The 17,006-nt window shown below is 40.9% G+C and carries 21 protein-coding genes and 1 pseudogene; 20 read left to right on the plus strand and 2 right to left on the minus strand.

Annotated features, from left to right (window positions below; translation table 11 throughout):
* Window positions 1-12 precede the first annotated feature (12 nt).
* The 16 genes and pseudogenes from ACTNDQ_RS05125 to ACTNDQ_RS05200 all read left to right on the plus strand — a co-directional run bounded on the left by ACTNDQ_RS05125 (window position 13) and on the right by ACTNDQ_RS05200 (window position 12,620).
* Window positions 13-1,743 (plus strand): tyrosine-type recombinase/integrase, encoded by a 1,731-nt coding sequence (locus ACTNDQ_RS05125; protein ID WP_441064012.1) that lies wholly within the window; start codon window positions 13-15, stop codon window positions 1,741-1,743.
* The gene (locus tag ACTNDQ_RS05130) at window positions 1,730-3,238 is read left to right on the plus strand and encodes a tyrosine-type recombinase/integrase (protein WP_441064014.1); all 1,509 of its coding nucleotides are present in this window, start codon (window positions 1,730-1,732) and stop codon (window positions 3,236-3,238) included. The genes ACTNDQ_RS05125 and ACTNDQ_RS05130 overlap by 14 nt, the downstream gene beginning before the upstream one ends.
* On the plus strand, window positions 3,222-3,629 hold the full coding sequence (locus ACTNDQ_RS05135) for a DUF6262 family protein (RefSeq protein ID WP_441064016.1): 408 nt from the start codon (window positions 3,222-3,224) through the stop codon (window positions 3,627-3,629). Before ACTNDQ_RS05130 ends, ACTNDQ_RS05135 begins: the two co-directional genes overlap by 17 nt.
* Window positions 3,630-3,649: 20 nt before the next feature.
* Complete coding sequence (locus tag ACTNDQ_RS05140) at window positions 3,650-4,024, plus strand: TnpV protein (RefSeq protein WP_441064018.1); 375 nt, start codon at window positions 3,650-3,652, stop codon at window positions 4,022-4,024.
* A gap of 15 nt (window positions 4,025-4,039) precedes the next feature.
* Window positions 4,040-4,228 carry a hypothetical protein gene (locus ACTNDQ_RS05145; RefSeq protein ID WP_441064020.1) on the plus strand — a complete coding sequence of 63 codons (189 nt, stop codon included), beginning with the start codon at window positions 4,040-4,042 and terminating at the stop codon, window positions 4,226-4,228.
* 58 nt (window positions 4,229-4,286) lie between these two features.
* Window positions 4,287-4,712 carry a hypothetical protein gene (locus tag ACTNDQ_RS05150; protein WP_441064022.1) on the plus strand — a complete coding sequence of 142 codons (426 nt, stop codon included), beginning with the start codon at window positions 4,287-4,289 and terminating at the stop codon, window positions 4,710-4,712.
* A 141-nt stretch (window positions 4,713-4,853) separates the two neighbouring features.
* Window positions 4,854-5,195: pseudogene (locus ACTNDQ_RS05155) on the plus strand (ATPase, T2SS/T4P/T4SS family); the annotation flags it as partial.
* The gene (locus ACTNDQ_RS05160) at window positions 5,192-5,974 is read left to right on the plus strand and encodes a type II secretion system F family protein (RefSeq protein WP_441064024.1); all 783 of its coding nucleotides are present in this window, start codon (window positions 5,192-5,194) and stop codon (window positions 5,972-5,974) included. The pseudogene ACTNDQ_RS05155 and the gene ACTNDQ_RS05160, both read left to right, overlap by 4 nt.
* A 9-nt stretch (window positions 5,975-5,983) precedes the next feature.
* Entirely contained in the window at window positions 5,984-7,009 is a 1,026-nt protein-coding gene (locus ACTNDQ_RS05165; protein WP_278796092.1) for a type II secretion system F family protein, read from the plus strand.
* Window positions 7,010-7,053: 44 nt separating this feature from the next.
* On the plus strand, window positions 7,054-7,224 hold the full coding sequence (locus ACTNDQ_RS05170; RefSeq protein WP_044962312.1) for a Flp1 family type IVb pilin: 171 nt from the start codon (window positions 7,054-7,056) through the stop codon (window positions 7,222-7,224).
* Between the two features lie 59 nt (window positions 7,225-7,283).
* Window positions 7,284-8,777: a DUF5702 domain-containing protein gene (locus ACTNDQ_RS05175; protein ID WP_278796093.1), complete on the plus strand. Its 1,494-nt coding sequence runs from the start codon at window positions 7,284-7,286 to the stop codon at window positions 8,775-8,777.
* 201 nt (window positions 8,778-8,978) lie between these two features.
* Entirely contained in the window at window positions 8,979-9,572 is a 594-nt protein-coding gene (locus ACTNDQ_RS05180; protein WP_288823440.1) for a hypothetical protein, read from the plus strand.
* An 11-nt stretch (window positions 9,573-9,583) separates the two neighbouring features.
* Window positions 9,584-10,000 carry a prepilin peptidase gene (locus ACTNDQ_RS05185; protein WP_278796095.1) on the plus strand — a complete coding sequence of 139 codons (417 nt, stop codon included), beginning with the start codon at window positions 9,584-9,586 and terminating at the stop codon, window positions 9,998-10,000.
* The gene (locus ACTNDQ_RS05190) at window positions 9,997-10,428 is read left to right on the plus strand and encodes a TadE family protein (RefSeq protein WP_288786941.1); all 432 of its coding nucleotides are present in this window, start codon (window positions 9,997-9,999) and stop codon (window positions 10,426-10,428) included. Before ACTNDQ_RS05185 ends, ACTNDQ_RS05190 begins: the two co-directional genes overlap by 4 nt.
* A 1-nt stretch (window position 10,429) precedes the next feature.
* Window positions 10,430-11,860, plus strand: a complete 1,431-nt coding sequence (locus ACTNDQ_RS05195; protein ID WP_288823439.1) for a DUF6382 domain-containing protein — start codon at window positions 10,430-10,432, stop codon at window positions 11,858-11,860.
* A gap of 157 nt (window positions 11,861-12,017) precedes the next feature.
* A complete protein-coding gene (locus ACTNDQ_RS05200; RefSeq protein WP_021652840.1) occupies window positions 12,018-12,620 on the plus strand; it encodes a rhomboid family intramembrane serine protease in 603 nt (200 codons plus the stop codon).
* Here ACTNDQ_RS05200 and ACTNDQ_RS05205 read toward each other — a convergent pair.
* Entirely contained in the window at window positions 12,587-13,261 is a 675-nt protein-coding gene (locus ACTNDQ_RS05205; RefSeq protein ID WP_144093378.1) for a two-component system sensor histidine kinase NtrB, read from the minus strand. The two genes, ACTNDQ_RS05200 and ACTNDQ_RS05205, sit on opposite strands and share 34 nt — an antisense overlap.
* A 130-nt stretch (window positions 13,262-13,391) precedes the next feature.
* On the opposite strand from ACTNDQ_RS05205, the gene ACTNDQ_RS05210 reads away from it, so the two are divergent.
* Together ACTNDQ_RS05210 and ACTNDQ_RS05215 are read left to right on the plus strand one after the other, a co-directional pair.
* Window positions 13,392-13,796, plus strand: coding sequence for an HIT family protein (locus tag ACTNDQ_RS05210; protein WP_015525628.1), 405 nt, complete (start codon window positions 13,392-13,394; stop codon window positions 13,794-13,796).
* A 23-nt stretch (window positions 13,797-13,819) separates the two neighbouring features.
* A complete protein-coding gene (locus tag ACTNDQ_RS05215) occupies window positions 13,820-14,347 on the plus strand; it encodes an RNA polymerase sigma factor (RefSeq protein WP_144093376.1) in 528 nt (175 codons plus the stop codon).
* A gap of 64 nt (window positions 14,348-14,411) precedes the next feature.
* On the opposite strand, the gene ACTNDQ_RS05220 is transcribed toward ACTNDQ_RS05215, so the two are convergent.
* Entirely contained in the window at window positions 14,412-15,479 is a 1,068-nt protein-coding gene (locus ACTNDQ_RS05220; RefSeq protein ID WP_092072263.1) for an undecaprenyldiphospho-muramoylpentapeptide beta-N-acetylglucosaminyltransferase, read from the minus strand.
* Window positions 15,480-15,571: 92 nt separating this feature from the next.
* Here ACTNDQ_RS05220 and ACTNDQ_RS05225 point away from each other — a divergent pair, with 92 nt between their 5' ends.
* The gene (locus tag ACTNDQ_RS05225) at window positions 15,572-16,411 is read left to right on the plus strand and encodes a DUF4367 domain-containing protein (protein ID WP_441064030.1); all 840 of its coding nucleotides are present in this window, start codon (window positions 15,572-15,574) and stop codon (window positions 16,409-16,411) included.
* 63 nt (window positions 16,412-16,474) lie between these two features.
* The gene (locus tag ACTNDQ_RS05230; protein WP_441064032.1) at window positions 16,475-16,954 is read left to right on the plus strand and encodes a DUF6147 family protein; all 480 of its coding nucleotides are present in this window, start codon (window positions 16,475-16,477) and stop codon (window positions 16,952-16,954) included.
* Window positions 16,955-17,006: the final 52 nt, after the last annotated feature.

The raw sequence follows: 17,006 nt of genomic DNA on the forward strand, positions 1-17,006 counted from the left end.
GGAGGGATTACCTTGGCAGTATTAAAAATTGTTCCGAAGTTATATCAGGAAAAAATATCTGAGAAATTAACGGAAGAGATATCTTTAGTTACGAATGGAGAAGCAAAATACTATAACCGGTTATACAAATTTTTTCAGCATACAGATATACAGTGTACGGCTGATATTAACTATGACACGAGAAAAATGTATATGGATTCTCTTGAGAACGAGGATATTTCAGAAAAGTATAGAGCGGAATTGCTGAGCTTATTTGATCGCTTAAAAATTGAAAATATGCCGGATGTCTATTCACAAGGCAATCCCTTCTCTGTTGAACAGGAGTTTTTTAAGCAAGATAAATTGTTTTTGCTGTATGTACCCAATAAGAAGAAAGCGCAATCCTTCCGTCAGGTGGTTGATAAAAATGATTTGTTATGGGACTTAACGGGAATACTTTCATCACAGTTGGTGCGACAGACAAAAATATTGCTGTGTGAAATTCTGAATATGGATATGGTACAAAGACACCGAAGATATTTTTTAGAACCATTAAAAGCACTTATAGGGTTTTGCGATAAGTACGGAATAGATGATATTGAAAAAATGGAACAGGCAGATGAAAACAGATTTTATCTGTACTTGAACAGGGAGTCGGAAATTATAAAAAAACAGGCTTCTAAGATTGTTGAGTTTGCGAGAAGAATGTTATTTCTAACAGATACAGAGACAAATTGGCAGGCGTGTATCTGGTATATGGATAGGTTTCAGTTTGATAAATCAAGAATCAATGCCAGTTCACCTGTTAAAAGCCTTTCATTTATTAATATTCATGAAAAAGAAAATCGTTGGTATTTACAATTATACGCAAAATATTTGGTCGGAATATCTGATCTGTCCTTATCAAATATCCGAAATAAAATAAGTTTTATTTCACAATTTCTACAATATCTGGACGGACGGAGTAAGAAAGTAACAGAACTGGATATGCAAGATATAGTGGAGTATTTGTCTGTTTTGGATGAGTCCGATATTAAGTATTCCACTTTCAATCGATATGTTACGCATGTGCATACATTTCTACAGTTTTTGAAGATGAAAAATATTGAAGTGTTGAAGTTTTATCCGGAACGATTTTTGAAAAAAGGTTTTCCGGAACACAATGAAAGAAGTGTCCCAGAAAAAACAATTGCTCATCTGATTAAGGAGCTGCCGACATTCCCAGAGCATTTACAGTTGATGTATTTGATTTTGTTTTGTACAGGAATTAGGAAAAGCGAGGTTTGCACAATAAAATCGGGAGTCTTTTATTCACAAGGCAATGAGAGTTGGATGCGTATATATCAAAGCAAAATGCGGAGAGAAAAAGTCATTCCGATTCCTAGTATATTAGTAGAACTGGTGAATGATTATGAAAAAAAGCACGGAATAAAAAATGGTGAGTATTTATTCAAAAATAAAAAGGGTGGTGCATTTAGTGGACAGACTTTTTCAAATCAGATGATTCGGGAGTGTAAGGTTCGTGGGATTGACTGCGGAGATTATATTTTTAGAGCACACGATTACAGACATAACCTTGCGACTTCAATGTACGGAAATGGAGTTTCTATACAAGGGGTACGAGATTATCTGGGGCATTCAAGTGAGAATATGACTAAACAATACATTGATTTCATGCCGGAACGTATTGTATCGGCTGAAGATAAATATTTTTCAAAAAATCAGTCATTTAAATTGAAAGGAGTAGAAGATGATGAAAGGTAATATTAATGTGATTTCTTATGACTGTTATCAACAAGCTACAGAAAAACAGTTGGCAGGGCTGAAATGGAAGGAAAACAGGGTGTACTACATATCAGAGATTCATAATGAAAAGATACAGGATGAGATTTATGGGTATATCGATGATAGATGCAGATGTTTATCCTTATCAACAGTAGTAAATGATATTTACAGATTTGATTTGTTGAAAGAATTTCTGAATGAGAAGTGTACAAGTTGTAGCAGCATCACTGATAAAAAATGGGAAGAACTGGAGAGAAGCTATAAAGCATTTTTATATAAAAAAGGATTGGCGCTGTATGTTAGAAGAAATAGACCGGATAGGCAAAGCGTTGGGCAACAAAGTAGCGCTCAGGTTTCTTTTCTGAAAATGTATTATGAGTATGTTGTGAAGTGTAAAACAGCAGATATTCCAGAAAATGAAAAGGATGTATGGGATATGAGAAAGCTGGATATTGTGCCAAGGAGTAATCCGATTCGTGGCAGATATAGATTAGATTTTCGTGAGATCAGGCAGAAAGAATTTAAGGAGATAATAAAGAAAATATTGTATAGTCACTGCCAGACAAAAGCAATGGGGAGTATAAAAGGTGAATTGCGTGGATTTCGTCGGTTCGCTGGCTTCATGTATGATCGGTTCCCAGAAGTAAGGCATTTCACAGAAATTAGCAGGGATATGATAGAAGATTATCTAGTTTATATAAAAACGGATACCGGTCTTACATCGGTCAGTTATACGACAGAACTGTCGGTTTTGGATAATCTGCTGGATGAAATTGGGCGGGAACTGGAAATAGAAAATTTATGCAACCTTTTTCTGTCGAGTGATTGCAGAGCATATGACAATGCTTTACCTGAAGCGTATTCGGATGCAGAAATCAGGAGATTTAATAGTGCATTAACAAAATTAAAGCCCCAGTTAGGAAGATGTTTAATAATACATCAGATGCTCGGTACAAGAATTGAGGATACGTTGACATTGCGTAGGGATTGCTTATCTGAAAAATCTGGACATTATTTTATAACTATTATCCAGCAGAAAACAAGGAAATACAAAAGACCGGTCAGCGACCAGCTGGCAGAATTGATTAGAAAAGCAATAGAGGTTTCCGAAAAGGAGCATCCAGATTCGGAATATATTTTTCTGCAAGATAATGGAAAATTATATACAGATTCGATGTTGAAATACCATGTAAATATTATGATTTATGAAAATGATATCAGGGATGATAATGGAAATTATTTTGAGTTTCGCACACATCGTTTTAGACATACATTTGGAGTGAAACTTACAGAAATGAAATTAGATGATGATAGCATTGCAAGGCTGCTGGGGCATAAGGATACACGAACCATACCACATTATAGGCGGTTAAGAAACGAAGCATTAGCGGAGGACACAAAGGCTGTACGAGAAGAAATGAATGAATTATTAGCACAATACAGGAGGGAAAAGGAAAATGCAGAAACACGATAAAATGGTAGCACTGGCAAAAGAAAAAAGTGCGGAAATGACAGAAACAGCGATAACAGCTATTGAAACAATGTACAGAAAAAATATAAAAATTTCTGTTGCTGAGCTTACAAAACTAACAGGACTTTCCAGGGGGTTTTTCTATAATAATCCGAATGTGAAACAGGTCATGATGGAATTAAAGGAAAAACAACAGGGAAAGACATTGCGGAATCCTAAAAGCGATGCTATTGCAAAAGCACAGGAAGCACGGATTAAGAGTTTAGAACAAAAATTATCCGATAGTGTCCCGAAAATAGAATATGAAAATCTTCAGAAAAAATATGAAGAATTACAAGTGAAATATAGTCAAATGAAAAAGGGAACACTGTTGAAGATGTATGACCAATTATAGGAAGAAAAGGAGAATATTTTATGCAGAACGAAATTTATGATAAGAAAAATGGACTTACTTATATGTTATGTGGTGATTATTATTTGCCGGAATTGGCACTTGCAGATACCGAACCAACTTATGGGAAATATGGGATGCTCCGTAAAAGCTATTTACAGGAACACAGAAAGGCAAAATATCAAATTTTGTTGTTACAAGGAGAACTTGTAGAGCATTTGAATCAGGTTGACGCAGAAGCAAGGGATATGGAAGAACGATTAGTAAAGCAAATGATGGAGAAACAAGGAATTACAGAGGAATTAAAAAGAACGGATCAGATGGAATGGCTGCGTAGAGTAAACAACATCCGTAACCGAGCGGATGAAATTATTTTAAATGAACTGATTTACGTGTAGGGGGGAGGAGCGACAATGAGATACCGGATTGAATATGCAGATGGACGGTGCTGTAATTTCGCCAATAGCCGGAAAGATCTTCTGGAATGGCTGAAATTATTAAAGGATGAAGAGATCGCAGATATTCGGAAAATCTACAAAAACGGTGTGACAGATTCTGTATTCGATAAGTACCAGAATTATGTGAATAGTAATGCTAATTAGGGAAGGGTAACAATCATTATTTGGAACGCAAGAATTCTGCAGTCCGGATAGCAAAAAAGTGGAAGACCGGAACGCAAGAATTTTGCAGTCCGGAAGGCAAAAAAGTGGAAATCCGGATAGCAAGATTTTGGCTGTCCGGAAAACTGAAAGAGAAATTGAAAAACTATCAAGAAGAAAGGGATTAAAAATGTTCATTAAATACATAACAAAAATGTTCCTGTATTTGACTATTGCAGTAATGACATTAATTTGTTGGTTTATAAAAATCCCGATGATGTTGGGAAATATTTTACTTTACTTTTTATCAATTGTTTTTATTATGACAGGTGTTTTAAGTTATGGGTTTGCACTGGAGTCTGCAAGCGAATGTTGTCGAATGATAATAATTGGCATGACGTTTGGGGCAATACCAGACTTTGTCCCATTTTTGGGAAAAAGTTTAGAGACATTAGTTGAAAAGCTGTTGATTATGACAAATGAATGATAAAGTCGATATGAAAGAGGGCTAGGAAAGGCTCTCTTTTCTTTTTTGTGGCTGAAAAATAGCCAAGGTAATAACTTTATATACAGTGTGTATTATGTACAGGTATTGTATTTATGCATGATGGGAGAATGAGGAGTCCATATAACCAGTTTGAATACGGGACATGATGGAAGCCTTTCAACACTTCATGCAAACAGCAGTCAGGATATGCTTTCCCGAATTGAAACGATGACATTGATGGGGATCGATCTTCCCCTGGAAGCAATCCGAAGGCAGATCGCTTCCGGGGTAGACATTCTGGTACATCTCGGGCGTATGAGGGATAAAAGCAGAAAGCTGTTGGAAATCACAGAAGTATGTGGATTTGAAAACGGAGAGATCCAGACCAGGCCGCTGTATCGCTGGGAAGAAGGAAAGGGACTTGTAAAAACCGGAGAACTTTTGCATTGTGAAAAAATGAAACGGGCAGGAATCAGCCTATGAAAGAGCGGAAAGGAAAGAATCAGAAATGGAGATCTACGAGGAAAGATTACAGGATGTATCATTTTACGGGGAAGGAGACCGCAAAGTATCTTCTGGAGGGAGCTGCCGTATGCGCTGCAGCCGACTATCTGTTTTATCAGAGCCTTCCTGTGTTGCTGTTTATGCTTCCAATACCAGTGCTTTTTCTGAAAATGCAGAGGAAAAAATGCATTGCACGGCAGCAGAGGAAGCTGAATTACCAGTTCCGGGATGCTCTGACGGCCATGAATGTGGCGGTACAGGCCGGCTATTCCGCGGAGAATGCGGTGCGTGCCAGTGTAAAGGATCTGGGGAGACTTTATGAAAAGGGAAGTGATATCCTGGATGAATTTCGGTATATCGAAAGCCAGCTGCGTCTGAATGTTCCGGTGGAAGATCTGTTCCTGGATCTGGGAAAACGCAGCGGAGTGGAAGATATTGAAAATTTCGCAGCAGTATTTTATACAGCAAAAAGAACAGGCGGGGATATGACGCAGGTGATCCAGAAAGTAGCCAGAATGCTTAGTGATAAGATCGAGGTAAAAAAAGAGATCGAGGCAACGCTGGCCGCAAAGAAATCGGAACAGATGGTTATGAGTATCATGCCGGCCGGTATCATCTGCTATCTGAAACTGACTTCGCCGGGATTTTTGGATGTACTTTATGGGAATCCTTTCGGAATCTGTGCCATGACAGTTTGCATGGTGATCTATGGCTTGTCTTACTGGCTGGGTGTGAAGATTGTAGACATAGAAGTGTAGGTGAGGATAATGTGGATACATATTTTGATATTTATGGTGATCCTTGGGGTGTTTCTGGCAGGAAAAATGGGGCGGCTGCCTCCGGAAGCCGGAAATCCGGAAGAAAAGAAACTGTTTATATGGATAGCGCTTACCGGAAATATCATCGGTATGCTCCTGACATTTCAAAGTGGCGGAGATAAGGTTTATTCATCCGGATACCGTATGGAAAAAGAGGAGACAGGTGCTTATGAAGAGAAATTCAAAGTATCTGTAGACGGAGAAGAAGCCGGTTCCCTGTATGTGCAGGTGCCGGAAAAAGAAACAGAAGGATCCGAAGAAGAACCGGAAACAGAACTTAGCGAAGAACAGCAGCGAGAGAAAGAGCTGCAGGACATGATCGTACAATATAATCAGAAAAAAAACGATCCGCAGTACTATTATCTTCCAGATGAATGGAATGGAAAACATCTTGAATGGGAGCAGCCAAAAGACAAAACAGGAAACCTGCTTTCAGCTCTTGGTCTGGCAGCAGCGGCAGCAGCTGTCATTGCAAAAAAACGGGAAGAACAGAATGCTCAGATAAAAAGAAGAGAACAGATGCTGATGGATTACCCAGGACTGATCATGAAATTTACCCTTCTGGTGCAGGCAGGCTTAACTGCCAGAAAAGCGTTCCAGAAAATAGCACTGGATTACGGAAAGAGAGAAGATGGTAAAAAACGTGAGGCTTACGAAGAAATCCGAGTAGCCTGTTATGAGATGGACAGTGGGATTTCCGAAGCAGAGGCTTACCGGAGATTTGGAGAACGGTGCGGACAGGTAAAGTATAAAACTCTGTCAACACTACTGATCCAGAACCTCCAGAAAGGAAGCAGGTATCTGGCCGATCTGCTGGAAAAGGAATCCGTGGAAGCCTGGGAGGAGCGAAAAAGAAAAGCAAGAGTGCTGGGAGATACAGCAGCAACAAAACTGCTTCTTCCGATGGTCTTGATGCTCCTGGTGGTGATGGCGGTGATCATGCTTCCGGCATGCCTTTCCTTTTACGGAGGGTAGGACTGGAGAACAGAGAAAGGAAATGTGAGGTGACAAATGAAAATATGTGGAAGTATGTAAAAGAATTTGCGATGGAAGAGGATGCGGTGGGTGTTGTGGAGATCATCCTGATTCTGGTGGTTCTGATCAGTCTGGTCATCATCTTTAAGGAACAGCTTACAGCACTTGTTAAAAAAATCCTTACAAAAATCACAAAACAGAGCAATACGATCTGAAAATAAGAAAAAACGGTGATATCTGCTGATATTTTCGTTTTGGAAAGGAGAGGTACCCCTTGGCAGGAAATGTGAAAAAAGGCAGCATTACGATCTTTCTGGCTCTGATCTTGAGCCTGGTTCTTTCTCTTGTGTGTGCCAGCATTGAATCTGTACGCATGGCAGCTGCCAGGACACAGATACTTAACAGTATGGATATTGGCTTATATTCCTTATTTGGACAGTATGACCGAACGCTTTTGGAAGATTATGAGCTGTTTGCACTGTATGCAGGTGGAAAAGAAGAACTGGATATGGCTTCTGTATATGATGATTTTCAGACTTATATGAAACCTGTATTGAAACAGAACAGTCAGAAACTGGAGCTTCTCCAGGGCGGGTTCAATGGTTATCAGCTTCTGAGCGACGGAAAAGGCGAGATTTTTTACCAGCAGGCTGTTCAGTATATGCGTGAAACTCTGGGAAGCCAGGGGGTACAGACTCTTCTCGGAAAACTGAAGGATCAGGAAAAGAAGACAGAGGATGCAGAGAAAAAAGGAGAACAGGCAGAAAATAAAGGAACGTTGGATTCCTATGATTCTGCTATTACGGACGCCGCGCAGAAGAGCGAAGAAGCCAAAAAAGAACAGGAACAACAAAAAAACCAGGGAGATTTTTCGGATGCAGGAAATGGGGATGATTTTACCGGCGGTGTTGATGAAAGCGTGGAAAATCCTATTCCGATCATCAGAAGAGTCCGTAAAATGGGACTTCTTGATCTGGTAGTACCATCCGAACGGGGAATATCGGATGCGGTTACAGACAGAAAAAGCCTTACATCCGGAAGAAAGCTCCAGACAGGACTAATGTTGGATACGGATATACGATCCGATAATTCGTATACGTCCGGAATATTGTTTGGACAGTATCTGCTAAAGAAACTGGGAAATTATCGAAGACCGGCAGCGGCGGGGTTGAATTATCAGGTGGAATATATTCTTGGAGGGAAGAACAGTGATCGGGAAAATCTGAAGTCCGTGGCAGGAAAACTTCTGGTGATCCGTCAGGGGGTTAACATGGCGTATCTGCTTTCAGATGGTGGAAAACGGATACAGGTCGAAACACTGGCGCTGGCGATTGCATCAGGTTTTCTGATCCCACCGGCGGCAGCAGTGATCGAAGCGGCACTGATCTTTTGCTGGGCATTTGCGGAGAGTATTCTGGATGTCCGGGAACTTTTTGCAGGAGGACATGTACCTCTTATAAAAAACTCCTCAGACTGGCAGCTGTCTTTGAGTAATCTGCCCAATATCCTGGACAAACTGGATTCTTCAAGAAAGGATGCAGGGAATGGAATGTCTTATGAGGATTATCTTCAGGTTCTGCTTATGGCGAAAGGAAAACAGGATAAAGTTCTGAGAGGAATGGACATGATCGAGTGCTCTGTACGTGAAAAGGGAAAAAGACCGGGTTTTCAGATGGATCACTGCATCACTGCCCTGGAAGCGTCTGCAGATGTAAAAGCAAACAGACGGAAAATATTTACAGTTACACGTCAGTATGCGTATGAATAGAAAGAGAGGTGTACAGGGATGCTTTTTCAGAAAGGAAAAGAAGATAAAAATCAGATAAACAGACTGGATCAAAAAAGAGAAAGGCGCTCTCGAAGAGCTTTTTTCCTGCTTTCCCCGATAAGCCGGAAAACGCTTTCTGGAAAAGTATCCCTGTGCACCTTTCTGAAAAAAGCAAGTCTCACTCTGGAGACTGCGATGGTTTTGCCGCTGTTTTTTTTCGGAGTGCTCACACTGCTTTCTTTTATGGATATTTACAAGGTACAGACGGAGCATCTGACCGGCTTGTGCCAGAAAGCAAAGGAAGCAGGTATGTATGCGTATGGTGCCGGCGGTTCAGGTACAGAAACAATCACATTGCCGGACGTATATTCCTATCAGCCCATAGGTGGTCTGATCCCGCTTCCTAAAATATGGTTTCACAATACGATAAAGGTTCATACGTGGAATGGTGTAGTATACGAAAATGGAAAGGATACAGTGGAGAGCCAGCCTATGGTGTATGTGACAGAATCAGGAAGTGTGTATCACAGAAAACTGGGGTGCAGTTATCTGAATCTGTCTGTTCAGCAGATATCAGGCTCTTCGGTTAAAGCTTTAAAAAATGCATATGGAGAAAAGTATCAGGCCTGTGAGCTGTGCAGTCGTGGGCAGGAACCGGCCGGAGTGGTATATATCACAAAAAAGAGTAACCGTTTTCATAACAGGGAAAGCTGCAGCGCATTGAAACGATCTGTACGGATGGTGAAAGAAACTGAGGTTTCCGGTGAAATGAGTGCCTGCGGACGATGTGGCTGAAGGGAGAGATCATGAGCAGTGTAAAAATTTGCATGACTGTACTTCTTGTAATTAATACCTGGACAGATATCCGAAAAAAAGAAATCTGTTTACCGGTGCTTTTTATATTTCTGGCAGGCGGGATCCTGTGGCGGATCAGGCAGGGGCTTCTCTGGCCGGCAGGGATTATTTCCATGGGAATCGGAGTATTTATAATTTTGATCGCTTTGATCAGTGGAGGAATGGTCGGATTTGGAGACGGATTGCTGATACTGACAATGGGCTCTGTGCTGGGAGCCGGAGAACTGGCAGGGATCCTTTGTGGTGCATTATTGTTGTGCGGAATCTACTCAGGCATTGAGTATCTTATGCTAAAAAAGAGTCGAAATGAGGAAATTCCTTTTGTACCGTTTCTGCTGATCGGATATTTTGGAGGGATATTTTTGTGAGAAAAATAAAAAAGGGGAGCTTTACAATAGAAGCTGCATTGCTCATGCCTCTGGTGCTTATGATACTGATCGGAGTGCTGTATCTGGATTTTTTTGTACATGACAGAGCATATCTCACTGCGGCAGCTTATGAGGCAGCAGTCAGCGGCAGTATGGAAGGATATAAAAAGAAAGGGAACATATATGAAAAGGCGGATATACAGGGAAGAATGCTGGGAGATATCGGGCTGCCGGGAGGAGAGAATCTGAGCATGCAGACAAATGCAGGAAAAACTGTGAAAGTAACTTACAGACTGGAAGTACCTGCCGGGTTCCTGGGGCAGAAATGGAAGCTGGAAGTCAGTGGTAAGGCAAAGCCTCTGCGGCCTGTGGGATGGATCCGCAAGGTAAAAGGAACTGTGGATTTGCTGGGAGAGGTGACGCCATAAAATGAGAACGGAATATAAAAGAGATATGAATCATAATTATCTGATCCTGACAGGAGATGAGAGAATCGATACAGATTCTTACCAGGTAAGGATGATCGTGGCCAATGCTGTGCCGGATCTTCTTCAGTGTCGGATACAGGGAATCGACGGAAAATTCATGGTGTATTATGATATAACTTCCAGGCATTCCATGACTGCGCTTTTTGAGGAAAAAAAGATGGATCTGGAGTCGCTTCAGGTGATACTGGGAGGTTTTATACAGATCATGGAAGAAATGTCCGAGTATCTTTTGAATCCCTGTCAGCTGATCCTGGAACCGGAATATATCTATCTGGATGCGGAAAGAAAAAGTGTCCGATTTTGTTATCTTCCGGGATTTCATGGGGAAATACAGAAACAGTTTCAGAGTCTTGCGGAGTATATCCTTCCAAAGCTGGATCATGAAGACGGAAAAGCGGTCATGTTGGGATATAATGTATACAGACGTGCACTGGAGGACAGCTTTCATCTGGAATACATCAAGGAAGAGTTATATAAAATATGTAACAGCGACGAGGAAGATTTTTCTCTATATGAAAAAAAGAAAACAGTGCTCCAGGAAGAAAACAGGATGACAGAGGAGGAAAAAGCAGAGGATCTGTGGCAGGTGGAAGGCTGGGAAAGAGCCAGTGTGTCCGGAAATGAAAAACAGAAAAAATCTTCAGCGGACTCACAGAAGCGGAAAACAAACAAAATATGGAAGCCAGTGGCTGGATTTGGCGCAGCATTGGTGCTTCTTCTGGGAATTACGGCAGGAATGGCCGGCGGATATATTCCAAGAATAAGCAAAGAAATTTTTCTTCTGGGAATTCTTGCAGCAATGATACTGGGGATGCTGAGCTATATTCTGATCAAAAAAGTCGGTGGAAAAAAGAAAAAACTGGATACGCCGGTGCCTGAGCAGAAATATGGTGCGGCGGAAAAAGAGGCAGCTGTATATTCTGAAGATCAGAAAGAATCTGGTACGCTGTCAGGGAGCAATGCCGGTGACAGCAGAAAAGAACTGGAAAAGATCAAAAAAAATATCCCGACAAAAGCGGAAGATTTTTTAGATGGATTTGGTGAAACAGTAGTTCTTTCGGCAGGTGCATCCAAAGGTCCTGCTACATTAGTAAGCCGGGAACCGGGGGAATTGGCTACCATTTATTTGGAAAAAGATATCACAGTGATCGGAAAACTGGAAACTGCGGCGGATGCAGTGATCAATATACCAACTGTCAGCAGGATCCATGCCAAGATCCGAAAAAGGGAGGGGGCATATTATCTGGCAGATCTGAACTCCAGAAATGGGACTTCTGTAAATGGACAGCTTCTGAAAACAGGAGAAGATTATTTGCTGGAGGATGAGGATGAAGTCGATTTTGCACAGGCCCGTTATATTTTTTTGAAATAACAGAGCGAAAAATCCGGTTTTGTATCGTATTAATATGGGACCGTAGGTTGTCCGCCTGATGAAAATCTGTTAAAATAATGAAATAAATTCGAATTTTCAGATTATAACAGCGAGTTATGGGAAATATTTCCGGAACCGCTGTGGAAAGAGGCCGGAATTGGAAGAAATAAAAAAAGAACCTGTGACAGTTTTACTGATCCTCATAAATACGCTGATCTTTCTTGTGGTGGAATTTACCGGCGGCTCGGAGAACGGGCAGCATATGCTGGAATGCGGTGCTGCTTATGCACCGCTGATCCTGGAACAGGGACAGTGGTATCGGATGTTTAGCAGTATGTTTCTGCATTTTGGTGCGCCGCATCTGATCAATAATATGCTGGTTCTGTTTGTGCTTGGCCAGAGACTGGAACCGGTAACAGGAAAGATAAAATTTTTTCTGATCTATATATTTGGTGGTCTGGGCGGAAATATGCTCTCTTTGTTTTTTGATATGTATGCAGGAAACGCTTCTTTATCTGCAGGAGCTTCCGGAGCTGTTTTTGCAGTCATGGGCGGTATGATCTATGTGATCATACGGCACAGAGGAAGAGTGGCGGATCTGACTGTCAGACAGATGCTGATCATGGCCGCATTTTCACTGTATTTCGGATTTGCAAGTGAAGGCGTGGATAACGTAGCGCATATAGGCGGTTTGTTGAGTGGTTTCCTGATCGCTGTAATTCTTTATCATCCCAGAAAAATATGGAAAACAGTTCCCTGACCGGGAGCGCTCTCAAGCGTGATGTCTCCACTGTGTGCCTGAGCGATCTGTTTTGAAACAGCAAGGCCAAGGCCGGTCCCGGATTCCTTGGTTGTGAAAAATGGCTGAAATATCGTAGCCTGCTGTTCCTTTGAGATTCCACATCCGTTATCCCGGATATCAATGCGGATGCCGGAATTTTCCGGAATGACAGAAAAAGAAATCTTTCCTCCGGGAATAGGAACGGCTTCCCATGCATTTTTCAGAAGATTCAGAAGCATCTGCCGGACACGGATCCGGTCAAGAGCCATCGATGGCAATGAATCTGGAATATCTGTTTCAAGTGTGATCTCCAGATAATCCAGGGTAGGTTTTATGGAGGAAAGGATCGTTCGGAGGTAGCTGCAGGTGTCAATGTTTTCTCTTTTGACATGGCCTGCATTATTAAATGCAGAAAGTTCATCAAGAAGTTCTTTTACATAATCAAGATTATCCATAACATCATCCCAGTGCTCATATTCTTTGACCTCAGGATGTGCAGATGCGATCATCTGGAGTCCGCTGTTAATAAGAGTCAGAGGATTCCGGAGTTCATGTGAAAATTTTGAAAGTGTATAATGAAAATCGTTTTTCAATTTACTGACTGTAGTATCGTTGCACATATTATCACCTCGAAAAAATATTAACATCAGAAATTTCAAATATCAACAAGAACAGTATTGAAAAATTCGAGAAAATACGACAAAATAAGAATATAGATAAAATAATTTTGCAAACAAGGAGGACAAAATAATGGGAGATTGCATATTTTGTAAAATCGCAAATGGAGAGATTCCATCAGCAACACTTTATGAGGATGAGGAATTTCGCGTGATTCTGGATCTGGGACCGGCAAGCAAAGGACACTCATTGATCCTGCCGAAAAAGCATGCAGCGAATATTTATGAACTTCCGGATGAGACTGCCGGAAAAGCAATGATCCTGGCTAAAAAAATGGCAGGAAAGCTGAGAGATGCACTGAACTGTGATGGATTTAATGTTGTGCAGAACAATGGAGAGATCGCAGGACAGACTGTGTTTCATTTTCACATGCATCTGATTCCGAGATATGAGGGAGATGGTGTTGGTTTAACCTGGAAACCCGGAGAACTCAGCGATGAGGTGAGAGATGAAATCTTAAAGAAAATTAAAGAATGACAAATAGCCACTAAAGAGGAAAAATGAATAATCAGACATTTGAAGAGTTTTATCTTAAATACCGAAAAATATCCAGAGGGTATGCGTATGGGGTTCTCCATGACTGGAGTACTGCTGATGATGTCAGTCAGGATGTACTTTATAAAATGTATACTATAAAGGATGGCCTGAATATTGATAATGAAAAGATGATGTTTTCTCTGATCAAGAGGGCATCTATGAATAAGGCTTTGGATTATATAAAGAAATCAAGCTCCAAGCATGAGTTTGTCTGTCAGGAAGAAGTTGCGGCATTTCTGGAAGAACAGAATTCGGTCGATGCGGAAGAGGTATTTCTGCGTAAAGAGAAGAAAGAATTTATGTATATGGTGCTGAGAAGATTTCGAAAGGAACAGCCGATAAATTATGAGATCTTAATTCAGGTCAAATATCTGGAGATTTCCGTTGAAACAGTTGCAGAAGAATATGGTCTGACGAAAAGTGGTGTCAATAACAGGATATATAAAGCGAAGCGCTGGCTGCAGGAAGAATTTCGCAAAGTATACGAATAAAAGAAAACCCTGCCAGCCCGGAAGGGAGTGGCAGAGTTTTCATATGGCTGTTGTGGAAATATAGTCAGGCTCTGGCGCATTCTTCAATAAGATCAGTGATCTTACTGATGGAATCTACCTGGCCGTTTCCTGCCATAGCATCTGTATATTTCTGACGATCGGTATAGAGCTGGCGGATGGTTTCCAGAAGCTTTTCTTCTGTAATCTCCTCTTCTTCCAGCACTTTACTGAAGCCCTGGCGTTCGAAGGATCGAGCGTTAAGGATCTGGTCACCACGACTGGCTTTGGCAGAAAGCGGGATCAGAAGATTTGGCTTATGAAGTTCGCGGATCTCACAGATTGCGTTAGCGCCTGCGCGGGAGATCACGATATCAGCCATGGCAAACAGATCCGGAAGTTCGTCCTGGATATATTCATACTGGACGTATCCGGCAGTACCGTTGAGAGATTCATCGGTTTTTCCCTTTCCGCAGAGATGAACAACCTGGAATTCCTTCAGAAGTTCAGGGAGGATCTTGCGGACATTATCATTGACAGAAGCAGCTCCCAGACTACCACCGATAACCATAAGTACCGGTTTGTCAGCAGTGAAACCACAGAATTTACGACCGTTTTCCGCATTTCCGGAAAGAAGTTCCTGGCGGATCGGAGTTCCTGTAAGAACTGCTTTGTCAGCAGGAAGATTGGCGACTGTCTCAGGAAAATTACAGCAGATTCTGGATGCAGAAGAGAGACAGAGTTTATTGGCAAGACCTGGAGTCATGTCGGACTCGTGGATCAATGCGGGGATTTTTAAACGTTTGGCCGCGATCACAACGGGAACCGTAACGAAACCGCCTTTAGAAAAAACAACGTCCGGTTTCAGCTCTTTCAGAATCTTTCTGGCCTGGCTGAATCCCTTCAGTACACGAAACGGGTCAGAGAAGTTTTTGAGATCGAAGTAACGTCTCAGCTTTCCGGATGAGATTCCATAATATGGGATTCCAAGTTCTTCGATCAGTTTTTTTTCGATTCCTTCGTAGGAACCGATGTAGGAAATCTTATAACCAAGCTCCCTGAGCTTTGGAATCAGGGCAATATTTGGAGTTACATGTCCGGCAGTACCACCGCCGGTAAGTACGATGTGTTTCATTTGGATTCCTCCTGAATAGTCATATACTATCATTAAATATGAACTCTAACGGAGGAATTGTCAAGGAAAGATAGGATTACAGGAGAAAAATAATGGAAAATTTCAGGGATGCTGAACTGAAAAAATGGTTGGCAGAAGAATATGAAAAAGAAACCGAAGAGATGGAAAAAATCCTGTTTCCAGATGGAGTGATTCCTGATGATGGAGAAACAGAAGAGGAGGCAAAGGCTGCTTATCAGAGGCTTGTAGAAAAACTGAAAGCAGATGGTGTTTACAAAGAAGACGAAACTGACAGTATTAAAACTGATGATCATAAAGAGAATGTAAAAATCGTTTATCTGCCCGAAAAGAAAAGTCATAAAGCAGCTCGCGTAGCGGCAGCAGTACTTGTATGCTCAGCCGGTATCTTCGCCGCAAGCATGACCAGCCAGGCGAACAGGAGTTATTTTATTGATTCTGTGAGGTATTGGGTTGGACATGATACGAAGATTGTGGTAGATAATGATAGAACGAATGAGAAAGAATATGAAGATGAGCAGACGGCAATTGATGAAATAGAAGAAGAACTGGGTGTTGATATTCCACGTTTTTTATATCGGCCTGAGGGACTTGAATTTAAAGACTATAGAGTCAATTCAGATTCAGGATATGCATTTTTGGAATATAGTTATAATGGCGAAATTCTAACGATATATATTAATAAATATGATAAAGAAACTAAAAGCAGTGGTGCAAGTTTAGATGGAAAGGAAATAGAAACTATTAAATTGCCTGAGGAAGAAATTAGTATTCAGATAAAGAAAATAATGGCTAAGGGAGATAAAAAGGCTAGTTATGTTGCGTACTGGAATAGTTCTACAGAGTTTTATCAAATAGAAGTCCGAATGGAAGAACAGGAGTTTATAAAATTAATCAAAAATATAAAATTTTAATGAGATAATGCCCTTTTTTCATCGTATATATAATGTAATGAAAGTTTAAAGGTGAAAGGTATAATGAAAGAGAAAATGAAAAGGATAATAAGTTTATTGCTTTTAGTATGCTGTTGCAGTATGTTGTTTGCAGTTCCTGCGATGGCAGAAAGTTTATCGGATGATTTTTCAGTGGAAACAGATACGAATGAGGATTATGCAGAGGATACGACTTATAGTGTTCTTAGAGGTAATAATTTAAGTTTTGGAACAACAACAATAAAAAAATTAGCAAGTAATAAGGTGATTATTACAGGAATAACACAGTGTCATCATATATGTAGTAAGGTATATTTAAGTGTATATTTGGAACGTAAAGTAAATGGGACATATTCTACATATAAAAGCTGGGATTTTACAGCTTCTAACGCAACTAATCTGACTAGAGATCTCACGGTAATCGTGCCAAGCGGTTATTACTACCGAGTACGAGGCTATCACGCAGCTAAAGATGGCAGTAAAGAATCAACAACAACTCTGACCAATGGTGTTTTAGTAAAATAACAAACCAACAAAATAAATCACACCCCCAGCGATGCCACTCCCCCAAAAAAAT

The sequence above is a fragment of the Blautia massiliensis (ex Liu et al. 2021) genome (genome assembly GCF_052064225.1).
Lineage (GTDB): Bacteria > Bacillota > Clostridia > Lachnospirales > Lachnospiraceae > Blautia_A > Blautia_A fusiformis.

Excerpts from the sequence above, each read along its gene's own strand:
- ACTNDQ_RS05160 (WP_441064024.1), top strand. The coding sequence starts at position 5,192 with ATGAAAGAGCGGAAAGGAAAGAATCAGAAATGGAGATCTACGAGGAAA.
- ACTNDQ_RS05195 (WP_288823439.1), top strand. The coding sequence starts at position 10,430 with ATGAGAACGGAATATAAAAGAGATATGAATCATAATTATCTGATCCTG.
- ACTNDQ_RS05170 (WP_044962312.1), top strand. The coding sequence starts at position 7,054 with ATGTGGAAGTATGTAAAAGAATTTGCGATGGAAGAGGATGCGGTGGGT.
- ACTNDQ_RS05145 (WP_441064020.1), top strand. The coding sequence starts at position 4,040 with ATGAGATACCGGATTGAATATGCAGATGGACGGTGCTGTAATTTCGCC.
- ACTNDQ_RS05225 (WP_441064030.1), top strand. The coding sequence starts at position 15,572 with ATGGAAAATTTCAGGGATGCTGAACTGAAAAAATGGTTGGCAGAAGAA.
- ACTNDQ_RS05135 (WP_441064016.1), top strand. The coding sequence starts at position 3,222 with ATGCAGAAACACGATAAAATGGTAGCACTGGCAAAAGAAAAAAGTGCG.
- ACTNDQ_RS05165 (WP_278796092.1), top strand. The coding sequence starts at position 5,984 with ATGTGGATACATATTTTGATATTTATGGTGATCCTTGGGGTGTTTCTG.
- ACTNDQ_RS05210 (WP_015525628.1), top strand. The coding sequence starts at position 13,392 with ATGGGAGATTGCATATTTTGTAAAATCGCAAATGGAGAGATTCCATCA.
- ACTNDQ_RS05140 (WP_441064018.1), top strand. The coding sequence starts at position 3,650 with ATGCAGAACGAAATTTATGATAAGAAAAATGGACTTACTTATATGTTA.
- ACTNDQ_RS05220 (WP_092072263.1), bottom strand. The coding sequence starts at position 15,479 with ATGAAACACATCGTACTTACCGGCGGTGGTACTGCCGGACATGTAACT.
- ACTNDQ_RS05230 (WP_441064032.1), top strand. The coding sequence starts at position 16,475 with ATGAAAGAGAAAATGAAAAGGATAATAAGTTTATTGCTTTTAGTATGC.
- ACTNDQ_RS05215 (WP_144093376.1), top strand. The coding sequence starts at position 13,820 with ATGAATAATCAGACATTTGAAGAGTTTTATCTTAAATACCGAAAAATA.
- ACTNDQ_RS05185 (WP_278796095.1), top strand. The coding sequence starts at position 9,584 with ATGAGCAGTGTAAAAATTTGCATGACTGTACTTCTTGTAATTAATACC.
- ACTNDQ_RS05205 (WP_144093378.1), bottom strand. The coding sequence starts at position 13,261 with ATGTGCAACGATACTACAGTCAGTAAATTGAAAAACGATTTTCATTAT.
- ACTNDQ_RS05130 (WP_441064014.1), top strand. The coding sequence starts at position 1,730 with ATGATGAAAGGTAATATTAATGTGATTTCTTATGACTGTTATCAACAA.